The organism is Candidatus Microbacterium phytovorans (genome assembly GCA_029202445.1).
GTDB classification, from domain to species: Bacteria; Actinomycetota; Actinomycetes; order Actinomycetales; family Microbacteriaceae; genus Microbacterium; species Microbacterium phytovorans.
In genome coordinates this window covers 1814238-1835726 of the sequence record CP119321.1, presented here as the reverse complement: position 1 = coordinate 1835726, position 21489 = coordinate 1814238, and the positions used below count along the sequence as shown (strand labels likewise).

At 69.7% G+C, this 21489-nt stretch carries 20 protein-coding genes and 3 tRNA genes; 19 read left to right on the top strand and 4 right to left on the bottom strand.

Annotated features, from left to right (window positions below):
• Nucleotides 1-37: 37 nt before the first annotated feature.
• Together P0Y48_08775 and P0Y48_08770 are read left to right on the top strand one after the other, a co-directional pair.
• Entirely contained in the window at nucleotides 38-1411 is a 1374-nt protein-coding gene (locus P0Y48_08775) for an FAD-dependent oxidoreductase (protein WEK12568.1), read from the top strand.
• Nucleotides 1412-1434: 23 nt separating this feature from the next.
• Entirely contained in the window at nucleotides 1435-2403 is a 969-nt protein-coding gene (locus tag P0Y48_08770) for an alpha/beta hydrolase (protein ID WEK12567.1), read from the top strand.
• A 24-nt stretch (nucleotides 2404-2427) separates the two neighbouring features.
• On the opposite strand, the gene P0Y48_08765 is transcribed toward P0Y48_08770, so the two are convergent.
• Together P0Y48_08765 and P0Y48_08760 are read right to left on the bottom strand one after the other, a co-directional pair.
• Nucleotides 2428-4614 (bottom strand): FG-GAP-like repeat-containing protein, encoded by a 2187-nt coding sequence (locus P0Y48_08765; protein ID WEK12566.1) that lies wholly within the window; start codon nucleotides 4612-4614, stop codon nucleotides 2428-2430.
• 92 nt (nucleotides 4615-4706) lie between these two features.
• A complete protein-coding gene (locus P0Y48_08760) occupies nucleotides 4707-5195 on the bottom strand; it encodes a YajQ family cyclic di-GMP-binding protein (protein ID WEK12565.1) in 489 nt (162 codons plus the stop codon).
• 311 nt (nucleotides 5196-5506) lie between these two features.
• Here P0Y48_08760 and P0Y48_08755 point away from each other — a divergent pair, with 311 nt between their 5' ends.
• From P0Y48_08755 to P0Y48_08710, 10 genes are all read left to right on the top strand, one after another.
• Complete coding sequence (locus P0Y48_08755) at nucleotides 5507-6628, top strand: LacI family DNA-binding transcriptional regulator (GenBank protein ID WEK12564.1); 1122 nt, start codon at nucleotides 5507-5509, stop codon at nucleotides 6626-6628.
• A gap of 9 nt (nucleotides 6629-6637) precedes the next feature.
• Nucleotides 6638-7930 carry an extracellular solute-binding protein gene (locus P0Y48_08750; protein ID WEK12563.1) on the top strand — a complete coding sequence of 431 codons (1293 nt, stop codon included), beginning with the start codon at nucleotides 6638-6640 and terminating at the stop codon, nucleotides 7928-7930.
• Between the two features lie 71 nt (nucleotides 7931-8001).
• Nucleotides 8002-8943 (top strand): sugar ABC transporter permease, encoded by a 942-nt coding sequence (locus P0Y48_08745; GenBank protein WEK12562.1) that lies wholly within the window; start codon nucleotides 8002-8004, stop codon nucleotides 8941-8943.
• Entirely contained in the window at nucleotides 8943-9884 is a 942-nt protein-coding gene (locus tag P0Y48_08740; GenBank protein WEK12561.1) for a carbohydrate ABC transporter permease, read from the top strand. The genes P0Y48_08745 and P0Y48_08740 overlap by 1 nt, the downstream gene beginning before the upstream one ends.
• A 56-nt stretch (nucleotides 9885-9940) precedes the next feature.
• On the top strand, nucleotides 9941-10909 hold the full coding sequence (locus tag P0Y48_08735; protein ID WEK12560.1) for a family 43 glycosylhydrolase: 969 nt from the start codon (nucleotides 9941-9943) through the stop codon (nucleotides 10907-10909).
• Nucleotides 10910-10918: 9 nt separating this feature from the next.
• Complete coding sequence (locus P0Y48_08730; protein ID WEK12559.1) at nucleotides 10919-11407, top strand: FBP domain-containing protein; 489 nt, start codon at nucleotides 10919-10921, stop codon at nucleotides 11405-11407.
• Between the two features lie 85 nt (nucleotides 11408-11492).
• A tRNA-Tyr gene (locus P0Y48_08725) sits at nucleotides 11493-11577 on the top strand.
• Nucleotides 11578-11685: 108 nt separating this feature from the next.
• Nucleotides 11686-12624 carry an SH3 domain-containing protein gene (locus P0Y48_08720; protein ID WEK12558.1) on the top strand — a complete coding sequence of 313 codons (939 nt, stop codon included), beginning with the start codon at nucleotides 11686-11688 and terminating at the stop codon, nucleotides 12622-12624.
• A 52-nt stretch (nucleotides 12625-12676) separates the two neighbouring features.
• On the top strand, nucleotides 12677-13870 hold the full coding sequence (locus P0Y48_08715; GenBank protein WEK12557.1) for a hypothetical protein: 1194 nt from the start codon (nucleotides 12677-12679) through the stop codon (nucleotides 13868-13870).
• A gap of 75 nt (nucleotides 13871-13945) precedes the next feature.
• Entirely contained in the window at nucleotides 13946-14878 is a 933-nt protein-coding gene (locus tag P0Y48_08710) for a VOC family protein (GenBank protein ID WEK12556.1), read from the top strand.
• A 21-nt stretch (nucleotides 14879-14899) separates the two neighbouring features.
• Here the strand turns inward: P0Y48_08710 and P0Y48_08705 are convergent, their stop codons facing one another.
• Nucleotides 14900-15376: a MarR family winged helix-turn-helix transcriptional regulator gene (locus tag P0Y48_08705; protein WEK12555.1), complete on the bottom strand. Its 477-nt coding sequence runs from the start codon at nucleotides 15374-15376 to the stop codon at nucleotides 14900-14902.
• 100 nt (nucleotides 15377-15476) lie between these two features.
• On the opposite strand from P0Y48_08705, the gene P0Y48_08700 reads away from it, so the two are divergent.
• Nucleotides 15477-16388 (top strand): hypothetical protein, encoded by a 912-nt coding sequence (locus tag P0Y48_08700; GenBank protein ID WEK12554.1) that lies wholly within the window; start codon nucleotides 15477-15479, stop codon nucleotides 16386-16388.
• Between the two features lie 12 nt (nucleotides 16389-16400).
• Here P0Y48_08700 and P0Y48_08695 read toward each other — a convergent pair whose 3' ends face one another.
• Entirely contained in the window at nucleotides 16401-18062 is a 1662-nt protein-coding gene (locus P0Y48_08695) for an NAD(P)/FAD-dependent oxidoreductase (GenBank protein ID WEK12553.1), read from the bottom strand.
• 32 nt (nucleotides 18063-18094) lie between these two features.
• Here P0Y48_08695 and P0Y48_08690 point away from each other — a divergent pair, with 32 nt between their 5' ends.
• From P0Y48_08690 to P0Y48_08665, 6 genes are all read left to right on the top strand, one after another.
• Nucleotides 18095-18916, top strand: a complete 822-nt coding sequence (locus P0Y48_08690) for an inositol monophosphatase family protein (GenBank protein WEK12552.1) — start codon at nucleotides 18095-18097, stop codon at nucleotides 18914-18916.
• Between the two features lie 135 nt (nucleotides 18917-19051).
• The gene (locus P0Y48_08685) at nucleotides 19052-20335 is read left to right on the top strand and encodes a peptidoglycan DD-metalloendopeptidase family protein (protein ID WEK12551.1); all 1284 of its coding nucleotides are present in this window, start codon (nucleotides 19052-19054) and stop codon (nucleotides 20333-20335) included.
• Nucleotides 20336-20399: 64 nt separating this feature from the next.
• Nucleotides 20400-20471 (top strand) — tRNA-Thr (locus P0Y48_08680).
• A 25-nt stretch (nucleotides 20472-20496) separates the two neighbouring features.
• A tRNA-Met gene (locus P0Y48_08675) sits at nucleotides 20497-20570 on the top strand.
• Between the two features lie 271 nt (nucleotides 20571-20841).
• Nucleotides 20842-20964, top strand: a complete 123-nt coding sequence (locus tag P0Y48_08670) for a hypothetical protein (GenBank protein ID WEK12550.1) — start codon at nucleotides 20842-20844, stop codon at nucleotides 20962-20964.
• Between the two features lie 297 nt (nucleotides 20965-21261).
• Nucleotides 21262-21414 (top strand): hypothetical protein, encoded by a 153-nt coding sequence (locus P0Y48_08665; protein WEK12549.1) that lies wholly within the window; start codon nucleotides 21262-21264, stop codon nucleotides 21412-21414.
• Nucleotides 21415-21489: the final 75 nt, after the last annotated feature.

The following is a 21489-nucleotide window of genomic DNA, read 5'->3' as shown; positions in this document are numbered from 1 at the left end:
ACCTGCTCTACGACCGGATCCTCCGGAAAGGAAACACATGACCAAGCTCAGGCTGGCCATCGTCGGCGCAGGACCCGCCGGCATCTACGCGGCGGACATCCTCTTGAAGGCCGAGCGCAAGTTCGACGTCTCGATCGATCTCTTCGACCAGCTCCCCGCGCCCTACGGTCTCGTCCGCTACGGCGTGGCGCCCGACCACCCGCGGATCAAGGGCATCATCACGGCCCTGCGCGACGTGCTCGACCGCGGTGACATCCGCATCTTCGGCAACGTCCGCTTCGGCGAGGACCTCCACCTCGAAGACCTCAAGAAGCACTACAACGCGGTGATCTTCGCGACGGGGGCCATCCGCGACGCGGCGCTCGACATCCCCGGCATCGACGCCGTCGGTTCCTACGGTGCCGCCGACTTCGTGAGCTGGTACGACGGCCACCCCGACTTCCCGAGGGAGTGGCCGCTGGATGCCTCGTCGGTCGCCGTGCTCGGAAACGGCAACGTGGCGCTCGATGTGGCGCGCGTCCTCGCCAAGCACGTCGAAGACCTGCTGGTCACCGAGATCCCGGCGAACGTGCAGCACGGGCTGGAGGCGTCGCAGGTCACCGACGTGCATGTGTTCGGTCGTCGCGGCCCCGCGCAGGTGAAGTTCACGCCTCTCGAACTCCGCGAGCTCGGCGAGCTGCGCGACGTCGACATGGTCGTCTACGACGAGGACTTCGACTACGACGACGCGAGCCGGGCCGCGATCGCGAGCAACAAACAGGTCATGGTGATCGACCGGGTGCTGCAGTCGTGGCGCCAGCGTCCGAGCGTCAACAACGCGGGCGGAGAGGCGAGCCGCCGGCTGCACCTGCACTTCTACGCGAAACCCGTCGAGGTCAAGACCGACGACTCCGGCCGCGCGGCGGCCATCGTGTACGAGCGCACCCGGCCCGACGGCCAGGGCGGTGTGGTCGGCACGGGGGAGCTGCGGGAGATCGCCGTCCAGCAGGTGTACCGCGCGGTGGGCTACTTCGGCTCCCCGCTCAGCGGCGTCCCCTTCGACAAGCGCCACGGCGTCATCCCCAACCACGAGGGCCAGGTGCTCCACAAGGACTCCAACGAGCGCGTGCCGGGCGTGTACGCGACGGGATGGATCAAGCGCGGTCCCGTCGGGCTCATCGGACACACCAAGTCGGATGCCATGGAGACGATCCGTCACCTCATCAACGACCAGGGCTCGTGGTGGACTCCTGAAGACCCGTCCGATGAGGCGATCCCGGCGCTGCTCGCCGAGCGGGGTGTCGCGTGGACGGATCTGGACGGCTGGCACCGCCTCGACGAGCACGAGGTCGGCCTCGGGGCCGCGCAGGAGCGTGCGCGGATCAAGGTCGTCGATCGCGACGAGATGGTCCGGGTCTCCCGCGGGGAGTGATCCTCCCGGGCGAGGCGGTCGGCATGGCGGGCTCCTGGCATCCGGACGTCCTCGGAGAGCCGTACGAGCAGCAGACCCTGCCCCTCGGGCGTGACCGTGAGGGCGAGCTGGTCGCCACCCTCGTGAGACGGATGCCGAGCGCGCTCCGGCGACTGTTCGGACCGTTGCGCGACGTCGACGTGCTCTACGTGCACGGCTGGTCGGACTACTTCTTCCAGACCGCACTCGCCGAGTTCTGGACGTCGAGGGGTGCGAGGTTCCACGCGCTCGACCTCCGCAAGTACGGCCGGAGCCTCCGCGACGGGCAGACCCCCGGATACACGACGTCGCTGGCCGACTACGACGCCGACATCGACGCGGCCCTCAGCGCCATGAGCGACGGTCGCCCTCGCCGCCTCGTGCTCGTCGGGCACTCGACAGGCGGGCTCATCCTGTCGCTGTGGGCCGCGCGTCACTCGGGCAGGGCGGCGGCGCTCGTGCTCAACAGTCCGTGGCTGGAGCTGCAGGTGGGCGCCTTCGGACGCCAGGCGATCGCCCCGCTCGTGCGTGCGGCCGCGTGGGTCGATCCGTTGGGGCGGCATCCGGAGGTCGATCTCGGCTTCTACACGCGCGCGCAGCGAGAGCTCGGCACGCTCCCCGAGGGGCACGAGAACTGGCGGCCCGCGCGCGGGTTCCCGACGCATCCCGGCTGGCTGTCCGCCATCCTCGCCGGTCACGCCACGATCGCCGCGGGCATCGACGTGGGGTGTCCGACCCTCGTCCTCCTCTCCACGGGATGGACGTCACCGGTGCAGTGGTCGGCGGCGATGACGTCGACCGACTCCGTCCTCGACGTCGACGAGATCGCTCGCGCCGCGACCCGGATCGGCAAGACGGTCACGCTCGTCCGCATCCCGCACGCCATCCACGACGTCTTCCTCTCGGCGCCCGACGTGCGCGACCGAGCCTATGACTCCCTCGACAACTGGCTCACCGGGGGTGCCCTCGGCTGAGGTCCACGGCGTCGCCAAGGAGGCTCAGCCGGCGCTGAGCCCGCGCGGTTTGGTACGCACCTTCCAGTTGCCCGTCGACTTGCCCCACCCGAAGTCCGCGTTCCAGTGAGCGGCGGCGTCGAAGCGGCTCCCCGAACTCAGTGCCACGTGCACACCATGCCGGGCGAAACCGACGATGTCGGCACGACCGTCGCCATTCACGTCGGCGACGGCGCGGGGCATGACCCCGAGGGTCCACTCCGTCGAGCCGAAGTCCGTCGTCCATCGCGCCGCCGAGGTGAACGCCGATCCCGTGTTGCGCGCCACCCACACCCCGCCGGTGCGGAAGCCGACGATGTCGGGTCGGCCATCGCCGTTGACGTCCGCGATCACGCGTGAGTCTCGCGTGGTGCGCCATCCGCGCGACCCGGAGTCCTGACCGAAGCTGGAACTCCACCGACGCGCCGTGGCGAACGATGACCCCGTGTTCAGGGCGACGTAGACGCCGTCGCGGCCGAAACCGACCACGTCGAGCCGTCCGTCGGCATTCATGTCGACGAGTTGCCGCGGGGTGACGTCGGCGCGCCACCCGCGATCGAGGCCGAAGGCGGCCGTCCAGCGCGTGGGTGCGGCGAAACCGCTTCCTGTGCTGAGCGCCACCTGCACTCCCGCCGCGCCGAAGCCGATGACGTCGGCGCGGCCGTCGCCGTTGACGTCGGTGACGAACCGCTGATGGCGGGTGGTGTCCCACGACCCCGCCTCCGAGCCGCCCATCGCACTCAGCCAGCGCCGGGATGCCGCGAACGAGCTGCCCTGGTTGAGCGCGACCGACACGCCGTACTTGCCGAAGGCGACGATGTCGAGGCGGTCGTCGCCGTTGACATCGGCCAGGGTGCGCACGTGGCCGGACAGCGTCCATCCGTCGTTCGCGCCGAACTCGGTCGTCCACCGACTGGCGGATCCGAAGCCGCCGCTGCCGTTGCCGCGCGCGACGAACACCCCCGACCCGGTGAAGCCGACGATGTCGGGTGCTCCGTCCCCGTCGACGTCCATCACCATGCGAAGCGTCTTGGAGGTGGTCCAACCCGTCTCGGACCCGAAGCTCGACAGCGCCCGGGTCGACGTCGTGAACACCGAGCCGGTGCTCCGACTGACCATGACGCCCTTCGAGCCGAATCCGATGATGTCGGCACGGCCGTCGCTGTTGAGGTCGGTGTCCCAGGCGTTGATCTCGGCGCGGTCGTCGATGCCGTTGCCGTTGACGTCGGGGAGCACCGCTTTCGGGCTGGACGGCCCGATGCGTGTCGACGCGGTGAGGCAACAGGTCACGCGGCGCGAGGTGAGCACCGTCGCGCCGGACATGTCGCGCCACACGCCGTTGTACGAACCGCTCGTGTCGTAGAGCTCGAACCGATCGAACTGCACGCCGCTGACCGGGATGTACTGACGCTTGCCGCTCGGAACATCGACCACCTCGTTCAGGATCGACAGGTGCACGTGCTTGCTGTCACCCGGCGTCCCGCCGCACGGCAGCGTCTGACCGGCCAGCCCGAGCGCCGTGCCCGCCTCCACCCAGGAGCCGACGAGGCCCGACTTCGCCTCGCGTAAGTGGTAGTACTCCGACATCCACCCGCCGCCGTGGTCGATTCCGAGGAACCAGCCTCCCGCGCAGCTCACGCGGTAGACGCGACCGGCAGCGATCGCCCGGACCACTGTGGTGCTCGAGCCCAGCGGCGCGAAGTCGATCGCGCCCTGGTAGATGCCGTCGCTGTCGGCGTGCGGTCCGCTCGCACCCCAGCGCTTGCCCGGCGCCCAGGGGAAGTGGAACACGGGCTGCGGACCGTACTTCGCCGCGAGGCGTGCCGTCGGGGCGATCGAAAGCGAAGACGACCACGGGATCTCACGCGTCAGCGGCATCGTGGGACCGTCCGTGTGGTGCTCGGCTTCGTCCTCGGGCTCGGTCGGCGTCGGCGTCGACGTCGGAAGCGGCTTCGGCAGGGCCGTCGGCGACGGAGAAACGGATGCCGACGGGGTCGGAGTCGGCGTCGCGTCAGCGGTGGACGTGGGCTCCGGAGACGGTTCGGCCGTGGGCGAGGCGGTGGCCGACGGAGATGCGGTGACCTCCGGCGCGGGGCTCGCGGCATCCGCGACTGCCGCCTCCAGGGGCACGAGAGACAGCACGAGGCCGACGACGGCCGACACCCTCACGACGTTGAAACCTGCTCTGACCATCCACCCTCTCCGGGATCTCCCCAGATCGAGTCTTCAGCCTAGGTGGTCAAAACTCCCCCGAGTTCAGGGTTGACGCCGGATCGCGCGGCGCGCTAGCGGTAGTTGACGAATTGGAGGTCGACGTCGAGGTCGGCCGCCTTCAACAGTCGCTGCACCTCCTGCAGGTCGTCGCGCGACTTCGACTGGACGCGCAGTTCGTCGCCCTGGATCTGCGACTTCACCGACTTCGGGCCCTCGTCGCGGATGAGCTTGCCGATCTTCTTCGCGTTCTCCTGCGAGATGCCCTCTTTCAGCGTCGACGTCAGGCGGTACTCCTTGCCGCTGACGACCGCCTCGCCCGACTCGAGCGACTTCAGCGAGATGCCGCGCTTGATGAGCTTGGACTGGAAGACGTCGAGCACGGCCTTGGCGCGGTCCTCGCTGTTGGCCTTGATGAGGATGGCCTCGCCGCTCCACTCGATGGACGCGCCGGTGCCCTTGAAGTCGTAGCGCTGCTCGACCTCCTTGCGGGCCTGGTTGAGCGCGTTGTCCGCCTCCTGGCGGTCGATCTTGGAGACGATGTCGAACGAAGAGTCAGCCATGAGGGAAGTCTATCCGGGGGGCTCCCGCCCGTCAGGGTGGGCTCGGCGGCCTCGGAGAGAGGAGCGCCTCGGCCGATGGGAGGCACGCGCCTCGGCCGATGGGAGGAGATCGGCGGATCGGAGGGTCGACGCGCGCGATGCGCCCTCCGCAGCGCCGATCTCCTCCGCTGTGCCGCCCCGGTGAGCCGCCTGCTGCCGCGGCGAACTCGCGGAGAGGTGTTGACGATCGCGATGTTCGTGTTCTACTATCCGATAAAACGTTTTATCAACGCAGTGAAACGACCGATCAGCACAGGGATGTGAGGTGGGGCATGGGCAGGGCACGCATCTTCGACGTCGCCGCCGCCGCCGGCGTCTCGGTCACCACCGTCTCTCTCGTGCTCAACAACGCGCAGTCGCGCATCTCCGAAGACACCCGGCAGCGCGTGCGAGAGGCCGCCGACGCGGTGGGATACTCCGCGAGCGCCGTCGCGCGCGGCCTGCGCACCCAGCGCACCCGGATCGTCGGGCTTATCTCCGACCAGATCGCCACGACGCCGTTCGCGGGGCGCATGCTCGCCGGAGCCCAGGATGCCGCCCGCGAGAACGGCCACATGGTCATGCTCGTCGACACCGGCGGCGACGCCGACGTCGAGAGCGAGGCGGTGCGCGCGATGACGGCGCAGCAGGTGGATGCCGTGCTGTACGCGGCCATGTGGCACCGGGCCGCGACCGCGCCGGTGGGTCTGCCGCACGGCACCGTCATGCTCGACTGCTATCCGGCCGCGGGCGGCTTCCGCAGCGTCGTGCCCGACGACCGCGCCGGGGGAGAAGCCGCCGTCCGCGAGCTCCTCGCCGCCGGCCACACCCGGATCGCCTACCTCGACACGATCGACCCGGAACCGATCGCCTCCCGCTTGCGTCACGACGGCTACCTCGCCGCGCTCGCCGAGGCCGGCATCGAGGCCGATCCCGCCCTCCACGTGCAGGGCGAGACGTCGGCGCAGGGCGGGCGGGAGGCGGCCGATCGGCTGCTCGATCTCCCCGAGGACCAGCGCCCGACCGCGATCTTCTGCTTCAACGACCGCATGGCGATCGGCGTGTACACCGCCGCCCATCGCCGCGGCCTCGGCATCCCGCGAGACCTCTCCGTCGTCGGCTACGACGACCAGCAGCTGGTCGCCGCGGAACTCGATCCCCCTCTCACCACCATCGCTCTGCCCCATTACGAGATGGGTCGCTGGGCGATGGAGGTCGCGCTCGGCGTCCGCGCGGAAGGGGATGAGGATGCCGCGCACCGAATGGAGTGTCCCGTCGTCCGACGAGACTCTGTGGGCCCGCCGCCGGCGCAAGTCGCCAAACGAGACCGACGACGGGCTTCACACGCAACCGAAGGGCCGCGCTCGGCGGCCCCCGATCAGGTACCCGACGTGGGCGTCGGGCACCAGGAATAGGAAACCACAATGACGCGCAGAACGTCGCCCCTCTTCGTCGCGGCGGGACTGGTCACCGTCCTCGCCCTGACGGGATGCGGCCAGGCCGGCCAGGGAACCACGACCGGCGAGGACGGCCGCACCCAGCTCACGATGTGGACGCACTCGGCGGGCAACGCCGCCGAGCTCGAGGTGTACGAGCGGATCATCTCCGACTACAACGCCTCGCAGGACGAGTACGAGGTCGTGCACGAGTCCTTCCCGCAGGGCGCCTACAACGACGCGATCGTGGCGGCCGCCGCCTCCGGCGACCTCCCGTGCCTCCTCGACCTCGACGGGCCGATCATGCCCAACTGGGCGTGGGCGCAGTACCTGCAGCCCCTCGGCATCTCCAGCGAGATCACCGACTCGCTGCTGCCGACCGCCGTCGGAAAGTGGGACGGTGAGATCTACTCCGCGGGCTACTGGGATGCCGCACTGTCGATCTTCGCGCGCAAGTCCGTGCTGGAAGGCAACGGCATCCGCATTCCGAGCACCGACCAGCCGTGGACCAAGGACGAGTTCGACTCGGCCCTCGCCACGCTGAAGGATGCCGGTTACGACACGCCCATCGACATCGGCGCCGAGGACACCGGTGAGTGGTGGCCGTACGCCTACTCGCCCCTCCTCCAGAGCTTCGGCGGCGACCTGATCGACCGCGACACGATGCTCAGCGCCGACGGGTCGCTCAACGGCGACGCCGCCGTGGCCTGGGGCACCTGGTTCCAGGAGCTGTTCGACAAGGGATACGCGAGCAACGCGGGCACCGTCGGCAACCAGGAGTTCGTCGACGACGAGGTCGCCCTCAGCTACACGGGCGTGTGGAACGCCCTGGCATCCGTCGAAGCGATCGGCGACGACCTGCTCATCCTCCCGCCGCCGGACTTCGGCAACGGCCCGAAGATCGGTGGCGGCTCGTGGCAGTGGGCGATCTCGTCGAGCTGCAACGACGCCGAGGGCGCACGCGACTACCTCGAGTTCAGCTTCAACGACGAGTACATCACCGAGTTCGCGGACAAGCAGATCGTGATCCCCGCGACCGAGGCGGCCGCTCAGGCGTCGAAGTACTTCGGTGACGACGGTGTGCTCCGTCCGTTCGTGGAGCTCTCGCAGAAGTACGCGGTGCTGCGTCCGGAGACCCCGGCCTACGCGGTGATCTCGACCACGTTCGAGACGGCGGCGAAGAACATCATGAGCGGTGCCGATGTGAAGAGCACGCTCGATCAGGCCGTCACCGACATCGACGCGAACATCGCGTCGAACGACGGGTACGGCTTCCAGTGATCGGTGCGGAGGGGGCCCGCGACCGGGCCCCCTCCCCTCCGTGGACCTGCTGCTGAAAGGCACGACTCCCCATGACTGTCACACCTCCCACGGTGGCAGCCGAGACTCCTCGGCGCGCACTCCACCGTCTTCGCACGAGCCGCGGCCGCCAGGCGTGGGCCGGGTGGGGGATGATCGCCCCCGCGGCGATCCTCCTGCTCCTGTTCCTCGTGATCCCCGTGATCCTCGCCTTCACGCTGTCGTTCACGAACGCGCGACTGATCTCGCCGAACCCGCCGCGCTTCGTCGGCGTGGACAACTTCATCCGCGCCTTCACCGCCGACCCCGTCTTCGTGCAGTCGATCGGCAATACGGCGCTCTTCGCGCTCGTCGTCGTTCCGGTGCAGGCGGGACTGGGACTCGCCCTCGCTGTGCTCGTCAACCGCAGGCTGCGGGGAACCACGTTCTTCCGGGTCGTGTTCTTCATCCCGGTCGTGACCTCCATCGTCGTCGTCTCGATCCTCTGGAAGTTCCTCTACCGCGAGGACGGGCTCGTCAACTCGATGATCGACGCGGTGACCTTCGGGCTGTGGAGCGGTACGGACTGGCTCAACGATCCGTCCACCGCACTCGGGGCGATCATCGTCATGTCGATCTGGCAGGCCGTCGGATTCCACATGATCATCTGGCTGTCGGGCCTTCAGACCATCCCGGAGGAGCTGTACGAAGCCGCGCGGATGGACGGTGCGAGCCCGTGGCGCCAGTTCACCAACGTCACCTGGCCGGGGCTGCGACCCACGATGGTGTTCGTGCTCGTCACGATCACGATCGCCGCGCTCGGCCTCTTCGTGCAGATCGACGTCATGACCCAGGGAGGTCCGCAAGGCGCCACCTCCACGATCGTCTTCCACGCCGTGCGCAAGGGATACGAGCAGCAGGAGATCGGCTATGCGGCGGCCATCTCGCTCATCTTCTTCGTCGCCGTGCTCATCATCGCGCTCATCCAGCGCCGCCTCACCCGGGAGAAGGACTGATGACCGACACCCTCGCCCCGCCCGCCCGCTCGCGCCAGAACGCGCGGCGCGCGCCCCGGTCCGCCGCGACCTCCCGCCGATGGGGCGTCGTCGCGACCTACGTCGCGATGTCGCTGCTGGCCGTGGTCTTCCTGTTCCCGCTCGTGTTCATGTTCGTCTCCAGCCTCAAGCCCGACGCGCAGATCCTGCAGGACATCGACTCTCCGATGGCGTTCCTGCCGGTCGGCGACATCAGCCTCGACAACTACTTCGGTGTCTTCGACCGCGTGCCGGTCGCGCAGTTCATGTTCAACTCGGTGCTGGTCACCGTGCTGACCGTGGGGCTCGGGCTCGTGGTCAACTCGATGGCGGGTTTCGCGCTGTCGCGCCTCGCGTGGCGCGGCCGCATCGTCGTGCTCGCCGTCATCATCGCGACGCTGATCGTGCCCTTCGAGACGATCGCGGTGCCGATGGTCTACTGGGTGGCGCAGCTGCCGACGCTCGTGTTCGAGGGCGGTGTGCTGAAGTACGACTTCGGATGGCTCAACACCTACGAAGTGCAGATCGTGCCGTTCATCGCCAACGCGTTCTCTATCTTCCTGTTCACGCAGTACTTCTCCACCATTCCGAAGTCGCTCGACGAGGCCGCCCGCATCGATGGGGCGAGCTGGTTCGGGATCTACCGCCGCATCATCGTGCCCCTGTCCGGGCCGGCGTTCGCCACGGTCGCGATCCTCACCTTCCTGCCCGCCTGGAACCAGTACCTCTGGCCGCTCATGGTCGTGCAGAAGGAGAACCTGCGGCCCGTCATGGTCGGCATGCAGTACTTCTTCCAGCTCAACACCGCCTGGGGCGAGGTGATGGCCTACACCTCGATGATCACGATCCCGGTGCTCGTCGTCTTCCTCGTCTTCCAGCGGGCGTTCGTCAGCTCCATCGCGGCCAGCGGCGTCAAGGGATGACCGTCCTCGTCGTCCCTTCCGCCCGCCCCCACGACCTCCAGTAAGGAACCTCTCTCTTGTTCGACCTCCCCGACTCCTGGGTGTGGGACTTCTGGTTCGCCGACGACGGCGACCGGTACCACCTCTTCTTCCTCTACGCCTCCCGCGCCCTGCACGATCCGGAAGCGCGTCATTACCGTGCGTCCGTCGGTCACGCCGTGTCCGACGACCTCGTCGAGTGGACGCGCATCGAGGACGCTCTCGTCCGCGGCGATGCGCCCGCGTTCGACGACCTCGCCACCTGGACGGGGTCGACGGTGCGGCATCCCGACGGCACCTGGTACCTCTTCTACACGGGCTCCTCACTGGCATCCGGCGGGAAGAACATCCAGCGCATCGGATACGCCACCTCCCGCGACCTCCTCACCTGGCAGAAGGCACCGGGACCGGTGCTGGAGGCGGCCGGCCCTTGGTACGAGACGATCGACAGCGGAGCGTGGCACGACGAGGCGTTCCGCGACCCGTGGGTGTTCCCCGATCCGGACGGCGACGGCTGGCACATGTACGTGACGGCGCGCGCGCCGCACGGGCCCGTCGAGGGTCGAGGCGTGATCGGTCACGCCTGGTCGGCCGACCTGCGCGCGTGGGAGCTGCGCGAGCCGGTGAGCGTGCCGAGCGAGGCGGGGTTCGGGCAGCTCGAGGTCACCCAGGTGGAAGTCGTCGACGGCCGCCCGGTGCTGCTGTTCTCGTGTCTGGCCGAGCACTCGATGCCGTCGCGTCGAGGAGAGCGGGGCGGCACGTGGGCGATCCCCGCCGACAGCATGCTCGGGCCGTTCGACGTCGACCGCGCCGAGCGGCTCACCGGCGAGGACCTCTACGTCGGGCGCCTCCTGCGCCGGCGGGACGACGGGCGCTGGCTGCTGTTCGCGTTCCGCAATGTCGGCGAGGACGGCCGGTTCGTGGGGGGCGTCACCGATCCGATGCCCGTCGCGTGGGAGGGCGATGTGCTCACCGTCGTCGAGCCGGCGACGGTGACGGGTTCGTAGACTGGGGGGATGCAGCCGCTCACCGAGGATGAGGTGCGCGCGGTCCTCGTGAACGCCGCACCCGACGAACTCGACCGGGTCGCTTTGCCCCCGGATTTCCTGCTCGTCGACTGGGACCACCTCGACTTCCTGGCTTGGCGCGATCCCCGCACCCGCAGCCGTGCCTACGTCGTGGCCGAGATCGACGGTTCGCCCACGGGTGTCGTGCTCCGCGCCACCGACGGTTCGGGTCGTGGCCGCCCCGCCATGTGCAATCTGTGTCACACGATGCAGCCCGGCGACCAGGTGGCCCTGTTCACCGCACGGCGGGCGGGGGATGCCGGTGCCCGCGGTGACAGCGTCGGCACCTACGTCTGCGCCGACCTGGGCTGCCACGAGAACGTGCGGCTGGCCGCGCCGCTTGCTCCCAGTGAGGTGCGCGCGAGCGTCGACAGGCGCATCGACGGTACCCGGCATCGCGTGGAGTCCTTCGTGGAGCGGGTCGTCGTCGCGGCATGAGCATGGTTTTTCGCACGCGCTTCGTGCAGGTAAGATAAGTGATCGCGCCTCCGGTCGACTGCACAAGCCGGGCGGGTGCGCACCTGGCGAGTTACCCAAGCGGCCAAAGGGATCTGACTGTAAATCAGACTGCATTGCATTCGGGGGTTCGAATCCCTCACTCGCCACCACGACCGCACAACGGCGGACGGCCCCGATCGGACAGTAGTCCGGAGGGGCCTCTTCTTTTTCACGTGGCAGACGAGCGCGCGCTGGCGTCGAGGTGACAGGATGAGCGCATGCCCCCGCGTCGCACCTCTCGCAGCCTCGTCGCCATCGCCGCCGCTGCCGTTTTCGCCCTCACCGTCGGACTCGTGGGGGTGAGCCCTGCGCTGAGCGCCACGGCCGCCCCGATCGAGGAGCCGATCACCCCCGCCGTCGCGCGTATCGTGACGGTCGACACGACCGTGCGAGCCGAGCCGTCGCACAGTGCGGCCGCGGTCGAGACGTTGGCGGCCGGCGACGAGGTGTCGGTGTCGGCGCAGGTGCCCGCGTGGCGGAAGATCAGCGTCGACGGCGTCGAGGGGTGGGTTCCCTACTCGGTCACGCAGGTGGTGCCGACGGAGTTCGAAGGGGGGCGGGGTTTCCCCCGCGAACTGACCGCCGATGTGACGCTTCGCGCTCAGCCCGGCGAGAAGGCAGTCGCGGTGGCCACCGTGCTGAAGCACTCCTACGTCAAGGCGTACGCCACGGCCGGCACGTGGCGCAAGATCGAAACGGCGAACGGCACCGGATGGGTGATGTCGTCGAAGATCATCAAACCCACCTACACGTCGTACGCCGCGACGAAGGACCTGAATGTCCGCGCCAGCGCCTCGGGTTCGACGGAGATCGTGCTCACCCTAAAGAAGGGCCAGAAGGTCGTCGTGCTCGGCACGCGTGACGGCTGGAGCAGCGTGCGGGCCGGCTCCTACGGGGCACCGGCCGCGACCTACAGCGGGTGGACGACCACCAAGTACTTGGTGCCCACCAATATCCGCGTCACCGAGACCGCGCTGAACCTGCGGACGAAAGCCTGGACGGGCTCGGTCGTCACGGTGATCCCCAAGGGGGCGAAGGTCACGCTGACAGGCTCGTCCGTGAGCAACTGGTCGCGCTCCCCGAAGACGTGGCGCGAGGTCAGGTACGGGTCGTACCGCGGCTGGGTGGCAGCGGCCTACTTGGCGTTGCCCTACTGAGCCGACTCGCCGTCCTCACGGCTCGCGCGGGTAGCATCGGCCGCGAGGACCTATGCATTCGCCCCTGACGAGATTCCGCCGCGCGACTGCGGCGATCCTCGCGGCGGCGAGCGTGATCATCGGATCGATGGTCGCCGCACCCCCGGCGGTCGCGGCGACCGCTCCGCTTCCGAGCACGATCGTCGACGGCGGCACCCTCATCAGCGACGCCGAGTTCTACCGTTCCGGTTCGATGAGCGCATCGGCAGTGCAGTCGTTCCTGGCATCCAAGGTCCCGACGTGCAAGGCGAAGACCGGCTCGCCGACGTGTCTGAAGAGCTTCACGGTCGACGTGCCCGCCAAGGCCGCGGATGCCTATTGCGCGGCGCTGCCGAAGGCGACGAAAGCGCGGGCGTCGGCGGTGATCGTGGCTGTCGCGAAGGCCTGCGGGATCAACCCGAAGGTGATCCTCGTCATGCTCCAGAAGGAGCAGGGCCTCGTCACCTCGACCGCGCCGACGGAGTGGTCGTATCGCGCCGCGATGGGCCAGTCGTGTCCCGACACCGCTCCGTGCTCGGCAGCGGCGGCGGGCTTCGTCAATCAGGTGTATCTCGGGGCGCGGCAGATGCAGATCTACACGAAGAAGCCTGAGGCGTTCCGCTACCGCGCGGGGCAGACCAACACGATCCTCTGGCACCCGGATGCCGGTTGCGGCACCTCCCGGGTGTTCATCACCAACCAGGCGACGGCGAACCTCTACAACTACACGCCGTACCGCCCGAACCTCTCGGCGCTCGCGGCCGGCTACGGCTCGGGCGACCCCTGCTCCACGTACGGGAACCGGAACTTCTACAACTACTACGTGGACTGGTTCGCCCCGGACGTGAAGACGACCGCGGGGGCGCCGTCGACGGTCTCCTCGTGCCGGAAGCCGGTCGCCGACGACCTGCTGATCCCGCGCGCGGGCGTCGCCCGCATCAAGGCGGATGCCACGACGGTGCGCACGGCGCCGTCCACCGCGTGCGCGGCGGGGCGGATCTCGGCGAGGAAGGGCACGCTCTACGTCATCACGGGGACGTACGCGGGATGGCTGCGGCTGGAGACGGGCGACGGCGCGACGCTCTGGACGTTCCGCACGAACGCGACGGTGATCGCTCTCACGCCGCCGCCGCTTCCGGGGCCGGTGCCCGAGCCGGCGCCCGTCCCCGCGCCGAAGCCCACGGCGAAGCCGGTGCCTACGGGCGCACCCGCGGCATCCGAAGGCTGAGCGTCGTCACGCGGGAATACTCCGCACGTCAAGATGTTGTACCTACAACTGAATGATGCCCGAGCGGAGACGACCATGACCGACACCACCCCCGCACCTGCGGTGGCGCCTGACCGCGTGCTGAACCCCGACACGGGAATGGATGCCGTCACCCTCCGCGTCGGCGACCTCGATCTCATGTCGTCGTACTACTCCGCGGCGCTCGCGATGGAACCGCTGGAGGAGCGGTCGCGTGGCAGCGAAGTGCACCGCGTGCTCGGGCGGGGAGCGACTCCGCTCGTGCGGCTCATCGCCACGCCGGGACTGCCGGCGGTCGACCCCCGTCAGGCGGGCCTCTTCCACACGGCCTTCCTCTTCGACGACGCGCCGTCGCTTGCGGCGACCGTGCTCCGTGCCGCGCAGGACCCTCGGAGCAGGTTCGCCGGGTCGAGCGACCACCTCGTCAGCGAGGCCTTCTACTTCACCGATCCCGAGGGGAACGGGATCGAGCTGTACACCGACCGCGCGCGCGACCAGTGGCGTTACGCGGCCGGCGAGCTCCAGATGTCGACGCTCTACCTCGACCCGAACGCCTACCTCCAGAAGCACCTGACCGACGCGGCGGTGGCGGGGGCGGCTGCCGCGCACGGGAAGGTCGGCCACGTGCACCTGCAAGTCGGTGACATTCCGACCGCGCGCGCCTTCTACATCGACGCGCTCGGGTTCGAGACGACGGTCGGGTCGCTCCCGGGAGCCCTGTTCGCGTCGGCCGGCGGCTACCATCACCACGTGGCGATGAACACCTGGAACAGCGCGGGCGCAGGTCCTCGGGCGGCGAGCCTCGGCCTCGGCGACGTGGCGCTCACCGTGCCCGCGCGCGACGACCTCGATGCGCTGGCGGCGCGGTTGCGGCGCCACCGCCTGCCCTTCGCCGATCGGGGCAACGAGATCGTGGTGAGCGATCCCTGGGACACACAGGTCACCGTCGCGCTACCGGCGGCGGGCGTCGACGACGTCCTGTCGCGCTGATCGGGCGCGAGCGGACCGACGTCAGCGTCCGAGGCGCCCGCGCGGACCGAGGTGATCGACGAGCGGCTCCAGAGCGTCCGTCAGCGCGTCGAGCTCCGCGGGGGAGAGCCGATCGATGACGAGGTCGCGCACCAGCGCGAGGTGAGACGGCACCGCGCGGACGAGGTCCCGCCGACCGGCCGTCGTCAGCCGGACGTTCACGACGCGGGCGTCGCCCGTGCCGCCCACGCGCTCCACGAGCTCGCGCTCGGCGAGCTTTCCCACCACGCGGGAGAGCCGCGGCATCGTGGCGCTCACCGCCGCGGCGAGCTCCTTCGTCTGCAGGGTGGAGCCCGGGGCCTGCTGCAGCGTGGACAGCACCATGAACTCGAAGTGCGTCATACCGGCATCCGCCTGCAGCTGCGCGTCGAGGGCGGCGGGGAGGAGCTCGGTCGTCCACACGAGGGCGAGCCATGCGCGCGACTGCTGCTCGTCCATCCGGGGAACCTGGTAGGTCATCTCGAGGGCGAGTCTAACGACCGCTGTGGATGCGTCATCACGTCGCCGGAGTCATCGTGCAAGGATGAGGGGAGGTACGGCCCCGACCGGAGGAGCAACGGTGAGCGAACCCATCACGCATCCCAGTTCGAGCAGGATTCTGCGCGCGTCCATCTGGGTGGCGATCGGCGCCCTCATCGCCGCCGCCGTCGTGTGCGTCGTGTGGGTGCTGATCGGCGACGCGAACGGCATGATCGCGAAGGCCTTCCTCACGATCCTGCTGCTCGCCGCTTTCGCCGGCGTCGCGATCCTCGAAGCGAACCTGGCGGCGCGTCGACCCGCGTGGTTCGCGCTGGCGAGCATGGTCACGTGGGTGCTGATCCTGCTGGTGGGCGCTTTTCTCATCTGGATGCCGGAGGCCACCGGCGCCTTCGGCAGCGGCATCGAACGCTTCATGAAGTTCCTGCTGATCGTCCTCATCCTGCAGGGCGCACTGCTGCACATCCGTCTCTTCTCGAAGGCGCACGAACGTCACCGCACGACGTTCACGGCGATCGTCACGTACGTCACGATCGGGCTCGTCGTCATCCTCGCCGTCATGCTGATCCTGCCGCTGATGATCGAGGAGTACGTCGACTTCCGCCCCTTCTACTGGCGCGTGGTCGTCGCCCTCGCGATCCTCGCCGCCGTCGGTACGGCGCTCGTGCCCCTCGTGAACGCGCTGTTCGCGCCGAAGCGCCCCCGCCCGGAGGCGGCCGCGCCGTCGCCGTACTACGCGCCGGCCGCTCCCGCGGTGCCGCAGTGGCCGACCTACGCCGACGCCCGCACGCCGCTGCCGGCCCTGCCCGACGGCTCTCCCGATTGGAACGCGTACTACACGGGTCAGCCCACCTACCCGGCCGCTGGCGCTCCGGCTGCCGCCGCTCCGGCCGCTCCGGCTGCGGCGCCCGTCGAGCCCGCTCCGCCGACGGCACCCGCCGCCGGTCAGGGTTACCAGGGCTACCCGCCGCCCCCGCCGCCGCCGCAGCAGTGACGCGACCCGCGGTCAGCCGCGGAGGATCTCGAGGGCGGCCATGGCGGCGTTGTGTCCGCCGATGCCGCTGACGGCCCCGCCGCGACGGGCGCCCGAGCCGCACACGAGCACGCGCTCGTGGCCGGTTGCGACGCCCCAACGCTGAGCCGGGGTGTCGAGAGGTTCATCGTCATCCGCCCACGGCCAGGACAGGTCCCCGTGGAAGATGTCGCCGCCGATCATGCCCAGATCGGCTTCCAGGTCGGCGGTCGTGCGCGCCTCGATGCAGGGGCGCCCGTCGGGGGCCTCGGCGACGCAGTCCGCGATCGGCTCCGCCAGCACGGAGTCCAGCGACACCTGAGCGGCGGCGAGGAGCTCTCCCCGCACCGCGTCGCCGTCGGCATCCGCGACGAGGCGGTGCGGCACCTGCAACCCGAACAGCGTCAGGGTCTGCGCCCCGCTGCGCTGCAGATCCTCGCCCAGGATCGACGGGTCGGTGAGGGAGTGGCAGTAGATCTCCGCCGGAAGAGGTGAGGGGATGCCGCCCGCCTCGGCCGTCGCGTGAGCGGCATCCAGTTGGGTCATCGTCTCGTTGATGTGGAAGGTGCCGGCGAACGCGGCCTCGGGGGCGACGTCTTCGTCGCGGAGGCGGGGGAGACGGCGCAACAGCATGTTGACCTTCACCTGCGCGCCCTCTGGCCGGGGACCGTCGGGTCGGTAGCCGTCGGAGTGTGCGTCGTCGGTGGGCGCCGCGCCGGGGGCTGCCGCGGGCGCTGCCGCTCCGGGATCGGCGCCGGCTGCACGCAGCAGCCCACGGAGCACCGACGGGCCGACACCGCTCAGCACGAGGCGCCCGTGGAACGTCGCGCCGTCGGCGAGCACGACCTCGCCGTCGGGGGAGACGGAGACGACCTCGGCGTCGGTGCGCAGGTCGGCGCCCGCCGCGCGGGCCGCGTGCTCGAGCGCCGCGCTGACGGTGCCCATGCCGCCGGCGGGCACGTCCCAATCGCCCGTCCCGCCGCCGATCACGTGGTACAGGAAGCACCGATTCTGCCGCAGCGACGGATCGTCCGACGACGAGAACGTGCCGATGAGGCCGTCGGTGAGGGCGATGCCACGAGCGAGGTCGGTCGACAGACTCTCGCGGAGCAGTTCGCCCAGCGGGCGCGCGGTCAGCGCATCCCACAGCTGCGCATCGGCGACCGTGTCACGCACCTCGTTCGCTCGCCGCAGCGGCTCGGTGACCGTGGGGAACAGCGTCGCCGCCATCGGCAGCAGCCGGTCGGAGAACGCCGCGAACCGCTCCGCCTCGCGCGCGTCGCCGGTGGTCCGCGCGAAGCTCATCGCCGTCGCGAGCGCGTCGCCGTTGTCGACGAGGATGCCGCGGCGCGGGTCGGCGGGATCGGGCGTGTAAGAGGAGTAGCGGCGACGCCGGAGGTCGATGCGGAGGTCCAGGTCGTCGATGACGCTGCCGGGAAGCAGGCTCACGAGGTAGGAGTAGCGCGACAGTCGCGCATCCACGCCCTCCCACGGGCGCTCCGACACCGCGGCGCCGCCCAGATGGTCCTGCCGTTCGAGGACGACGACGCGGTACCCCGCACGCGCGAGGTAGGCGGCGGCGACGAGCGCGTTGTGACCACCGCCCACGACGACGACATCGTGACGATCGGAGTGACTCGACGAGGAGCGGCTCATGGCATCCACGGTATCGGCGTAGCGTGGAATGCATGGAGGAATCTTCGCCCCGTGTCGACACGACCGGACTGCTCGCGCTCGCCGTCGACATCGCGCAGGAGGCCGGTGCCCTCGCCCGGCGTCGTCGGGCCGAGGGGGTCGCGGTCGCCGCGACGAAGTCGACCCTGGCCGACGTGGTCACCGAGGCCGACCGCGAGGTGGAAGACCTCGTCCGCGCGCGGCTGGCTGCCGCACGCCCGGGCGATGCGATCCTCGGTGAGGAGGGCGGCGCCACCGGAGCGCCCGCGGGAGACCCCACCGGCATCACGTGGGTGGTCGATCCGATCGACGGCACGGTGAACTACCTCTACGGCATCCCGCACTACGCCGTCAGCATCGCCGCCGTGACGGGGGAGCCGACAGCCGCGCGCTGGCAGCAGCAGGTCGGGGTCGTCTATCAGCCCGTCACCGACGAGCTGTTCCACGCCACGCGCGGCGGCGGAGCGTGGCTCGGCGACCAGCGGCTGCACGTCGGCGCGCCCACCGCGGCGGGTGCCCTCGTCGCGACCGGCTTCGGATACGACCCCGCCACCCACGAGGGCGACTTCGCGCGGCTGCGACGCGTCATGCCCTTCGCACGCGACATCCGGCGGGCCGGCGCGGCCTCGCTCGACCTGGCGTACGTCGCCGCGGGGCGCCTCGACGGCTACTTCGAGCGCGGGCTGCACCCGTGGGACCACGCTGCGGGCGGACTCCTCGTCGTCGAAGCGGGCGGCCGGGTCGGCGGGATGCCGGACGGCGCTCCCGGGCGCGAGATGACGATCGCCGCGGGGCCCGAGCTGTTCGAGCGGATCAGCACCGCGGTATATCAGTGAGCATCCATGGCATTCTCAGGCCGAGCGAGGTAGTGTTTACCCGATCGTTACCTTTCCCGCCCGATTCGTGACGCTCGACGGAAGCCCCCCCCGAAGCCCGCGCAACCCGATGCGCCCGACCGAGAGCCTGCACTTTTGACCCTCGACGCCTCCTTGGCCGACGCCGCTCCCACGCGCCGGTCCAGCCGTGCCGCTGCGCCCGCCGTCCAGGCGGAGCTGACGCGCGCGCAGTGGCGTCGTCTGCAGGCGCAGGCCGTCGAGGCGCAGGTCGAGGTACCGCAGGTCGAGGCCGTGCAGGTGTCCTCCCAGCACACCGAGCCCACGAACGGTCCGATCACTGCGATCGCCGAGACCCGGGATGCCGCACCGGCATCCGTCTCCGCCCCCACCCTCCGACGCCGGGACCGCGCACACGCGAAGCCCGGCGTCTCTGCGTTCGCGCTCGCTGACACGCTGCCCGCCGAAGAGGTCGTCGCGACCGCGGAGGATGCCGCCGCGGAGTCCGTCCTCATCGACGCGCACGCCGCCGACGCCATCCCCCTCGCGTTCGTGGCCGCTGCCGCCGAGCCGTGCCTCGCCGACGAGTTCGAGCAAGCGGCGCGCCTCCTCTCCTTCACGGGGCAGACGCCGATCCAGACCGTTCCGATCGTCGCCGCGCCCGTTCCCGCCGCGCACGTCGTGCGTCGACACCGTCGCGTGTCGTTCAAGCGCGTCGCCACCACCTCGTTCTCACTGGGCGTCATGTCGCTCGTCGGGCTGCTCGCCATCGGCACGACGCTCCCGGCATCCGCCATCTCGGCGACGCCGCCGAGCGCCGACATCGCCGTGGCCGCGCCCGAGCCGAAGGCCACCGAGAACATCCAGGCGTACGTGTCGTCCACCGACGGCGACAGCACGCTGGAGCGCTCATCGAGCTTCGACGTCGAGTCGATGGAAGACATCGCTGCCGACTCCGGCGTCACCCAGTTCGCCGGCACGTGGGTGAGCGACCCGAGCGCCGCGATCCAGTGGCCGTTCCCGGTCGGTGTGCCGATCTCGGCCGCCTACGGCTCGCAGACCTACCTGTCGAAGTTCTCGTCGCCCCACCGTGGCGTCGACCTCACCCCCGGCACGGGCGCCGAGGTGCACGTGATCGCCGACGGCACCGTGCGCATCGCCACCGAGGCCGGCGGCGACTACGGCGTCACCGTCGTGGTCGACCACGTGATCGACGGTCGCCTCGTCTCCACCCGTTACGCGCACATGCAGTACGGGTCGCTCCAGGTGTCGCAGGGCGACACCGTCTCGGTGGGCGACGTGATCGGCCGCGTCGGCCAGACCGGCAAGGCGACCGGACCCCACCTGCACTTCGAAGTGCTCCTCGACGGCACTACCCACACCGACCCGATCGCGTGGATGGAGCAGCACACCGACGGTTGACGCCGGTTCGGACGGATGCCGGTGCTCTGGTATTCTGTTCTGGTTGCCCGCACGCGGGTAACACGCCCCGATAGCTCAGTGGCAGAGCACTTCCATGGTAAGGAAGGGGTCGTCAGTTCAATCCTGACTCGGGGCTCGCACGCCACCTTCGGGTGCATCGCGGCAGGGTAGCTCAGCTGGTCAGAGCGCACGACTCATAATCGTGAGGTCGCGGGTTCAAGCCCCGCTCCTGCTACAGGAACAGCCCTTGAGACCCCGGAAATCTGCGGGTTTTGAGGGCTTCGCTGTTGCTCCTGTGCCGGCTGGTTCGCATGAATGGCCACTTATGGCCAGAAATAGGCGTTTCGATCGTGTGCGGCGCCGTGTTGGCGCGGTGCCAGCGGGACAGTACTGGTTGTTACCGACGGCGAACTCCGATCAGGGGAGCCGGTGGTTGAGCCGTGGAGTCGCTCTCATAGCCGTGCACCTCCGTCGACTTCGGGACGCGAGGAATCGGTGCGGGCCTTGTGGTCACCGCGGACATCACCGACGCGAACCGCATCCGACTCACCTCGTCCGGCAACGGCAACACAGTCCGCGGCCTCGCCGTCTTCGGCAACGCACAGGTCTACTGCTCCACCGCACCCTGACCCGACGCCTGACACTACTCGGTGGCCCCTCTCGTCTCGGAGGGGCCGCTGGCGTTTGAGCGCACCGGCATCTGACGCACGCACCGGAGCCCCGCCGCGCATGGAGGTCAGTGACGGAACCTCGCCGCCCCTGACCGGACGGAACGCCATGACGCTTCTCGCCGCGTTCACTCCCGCCGAGTTCGACGAGCCAGCCCTCGTGCCTGACCAAGTCGTCCGTGACACCAGCGCGGGCTGGGGCGTCTGGCGGGACTACCATCCGTACCTGGAGTTCGTCGCGAAACGCGCGGACATCGAGTGGACCGTCCCGCCGTCCGTCCTCGGCTGTATCTTCGCGACCTCGTGGACGGCTCCATGCTGTGGCGGCTCGCGGACGGCGACCTCGACGGCGCGCACGCCACGCTGGAGGCGTTCGCGGAGATGCTCATCTTCTCGACGCGGCCCCGCTGAGGCTCACGCGTCAGCGCGCGGCGGCGCGCGCGGAGACGAGTGAGTACTCGAGGGTGTCCAGCTCCGCGGCCAGCC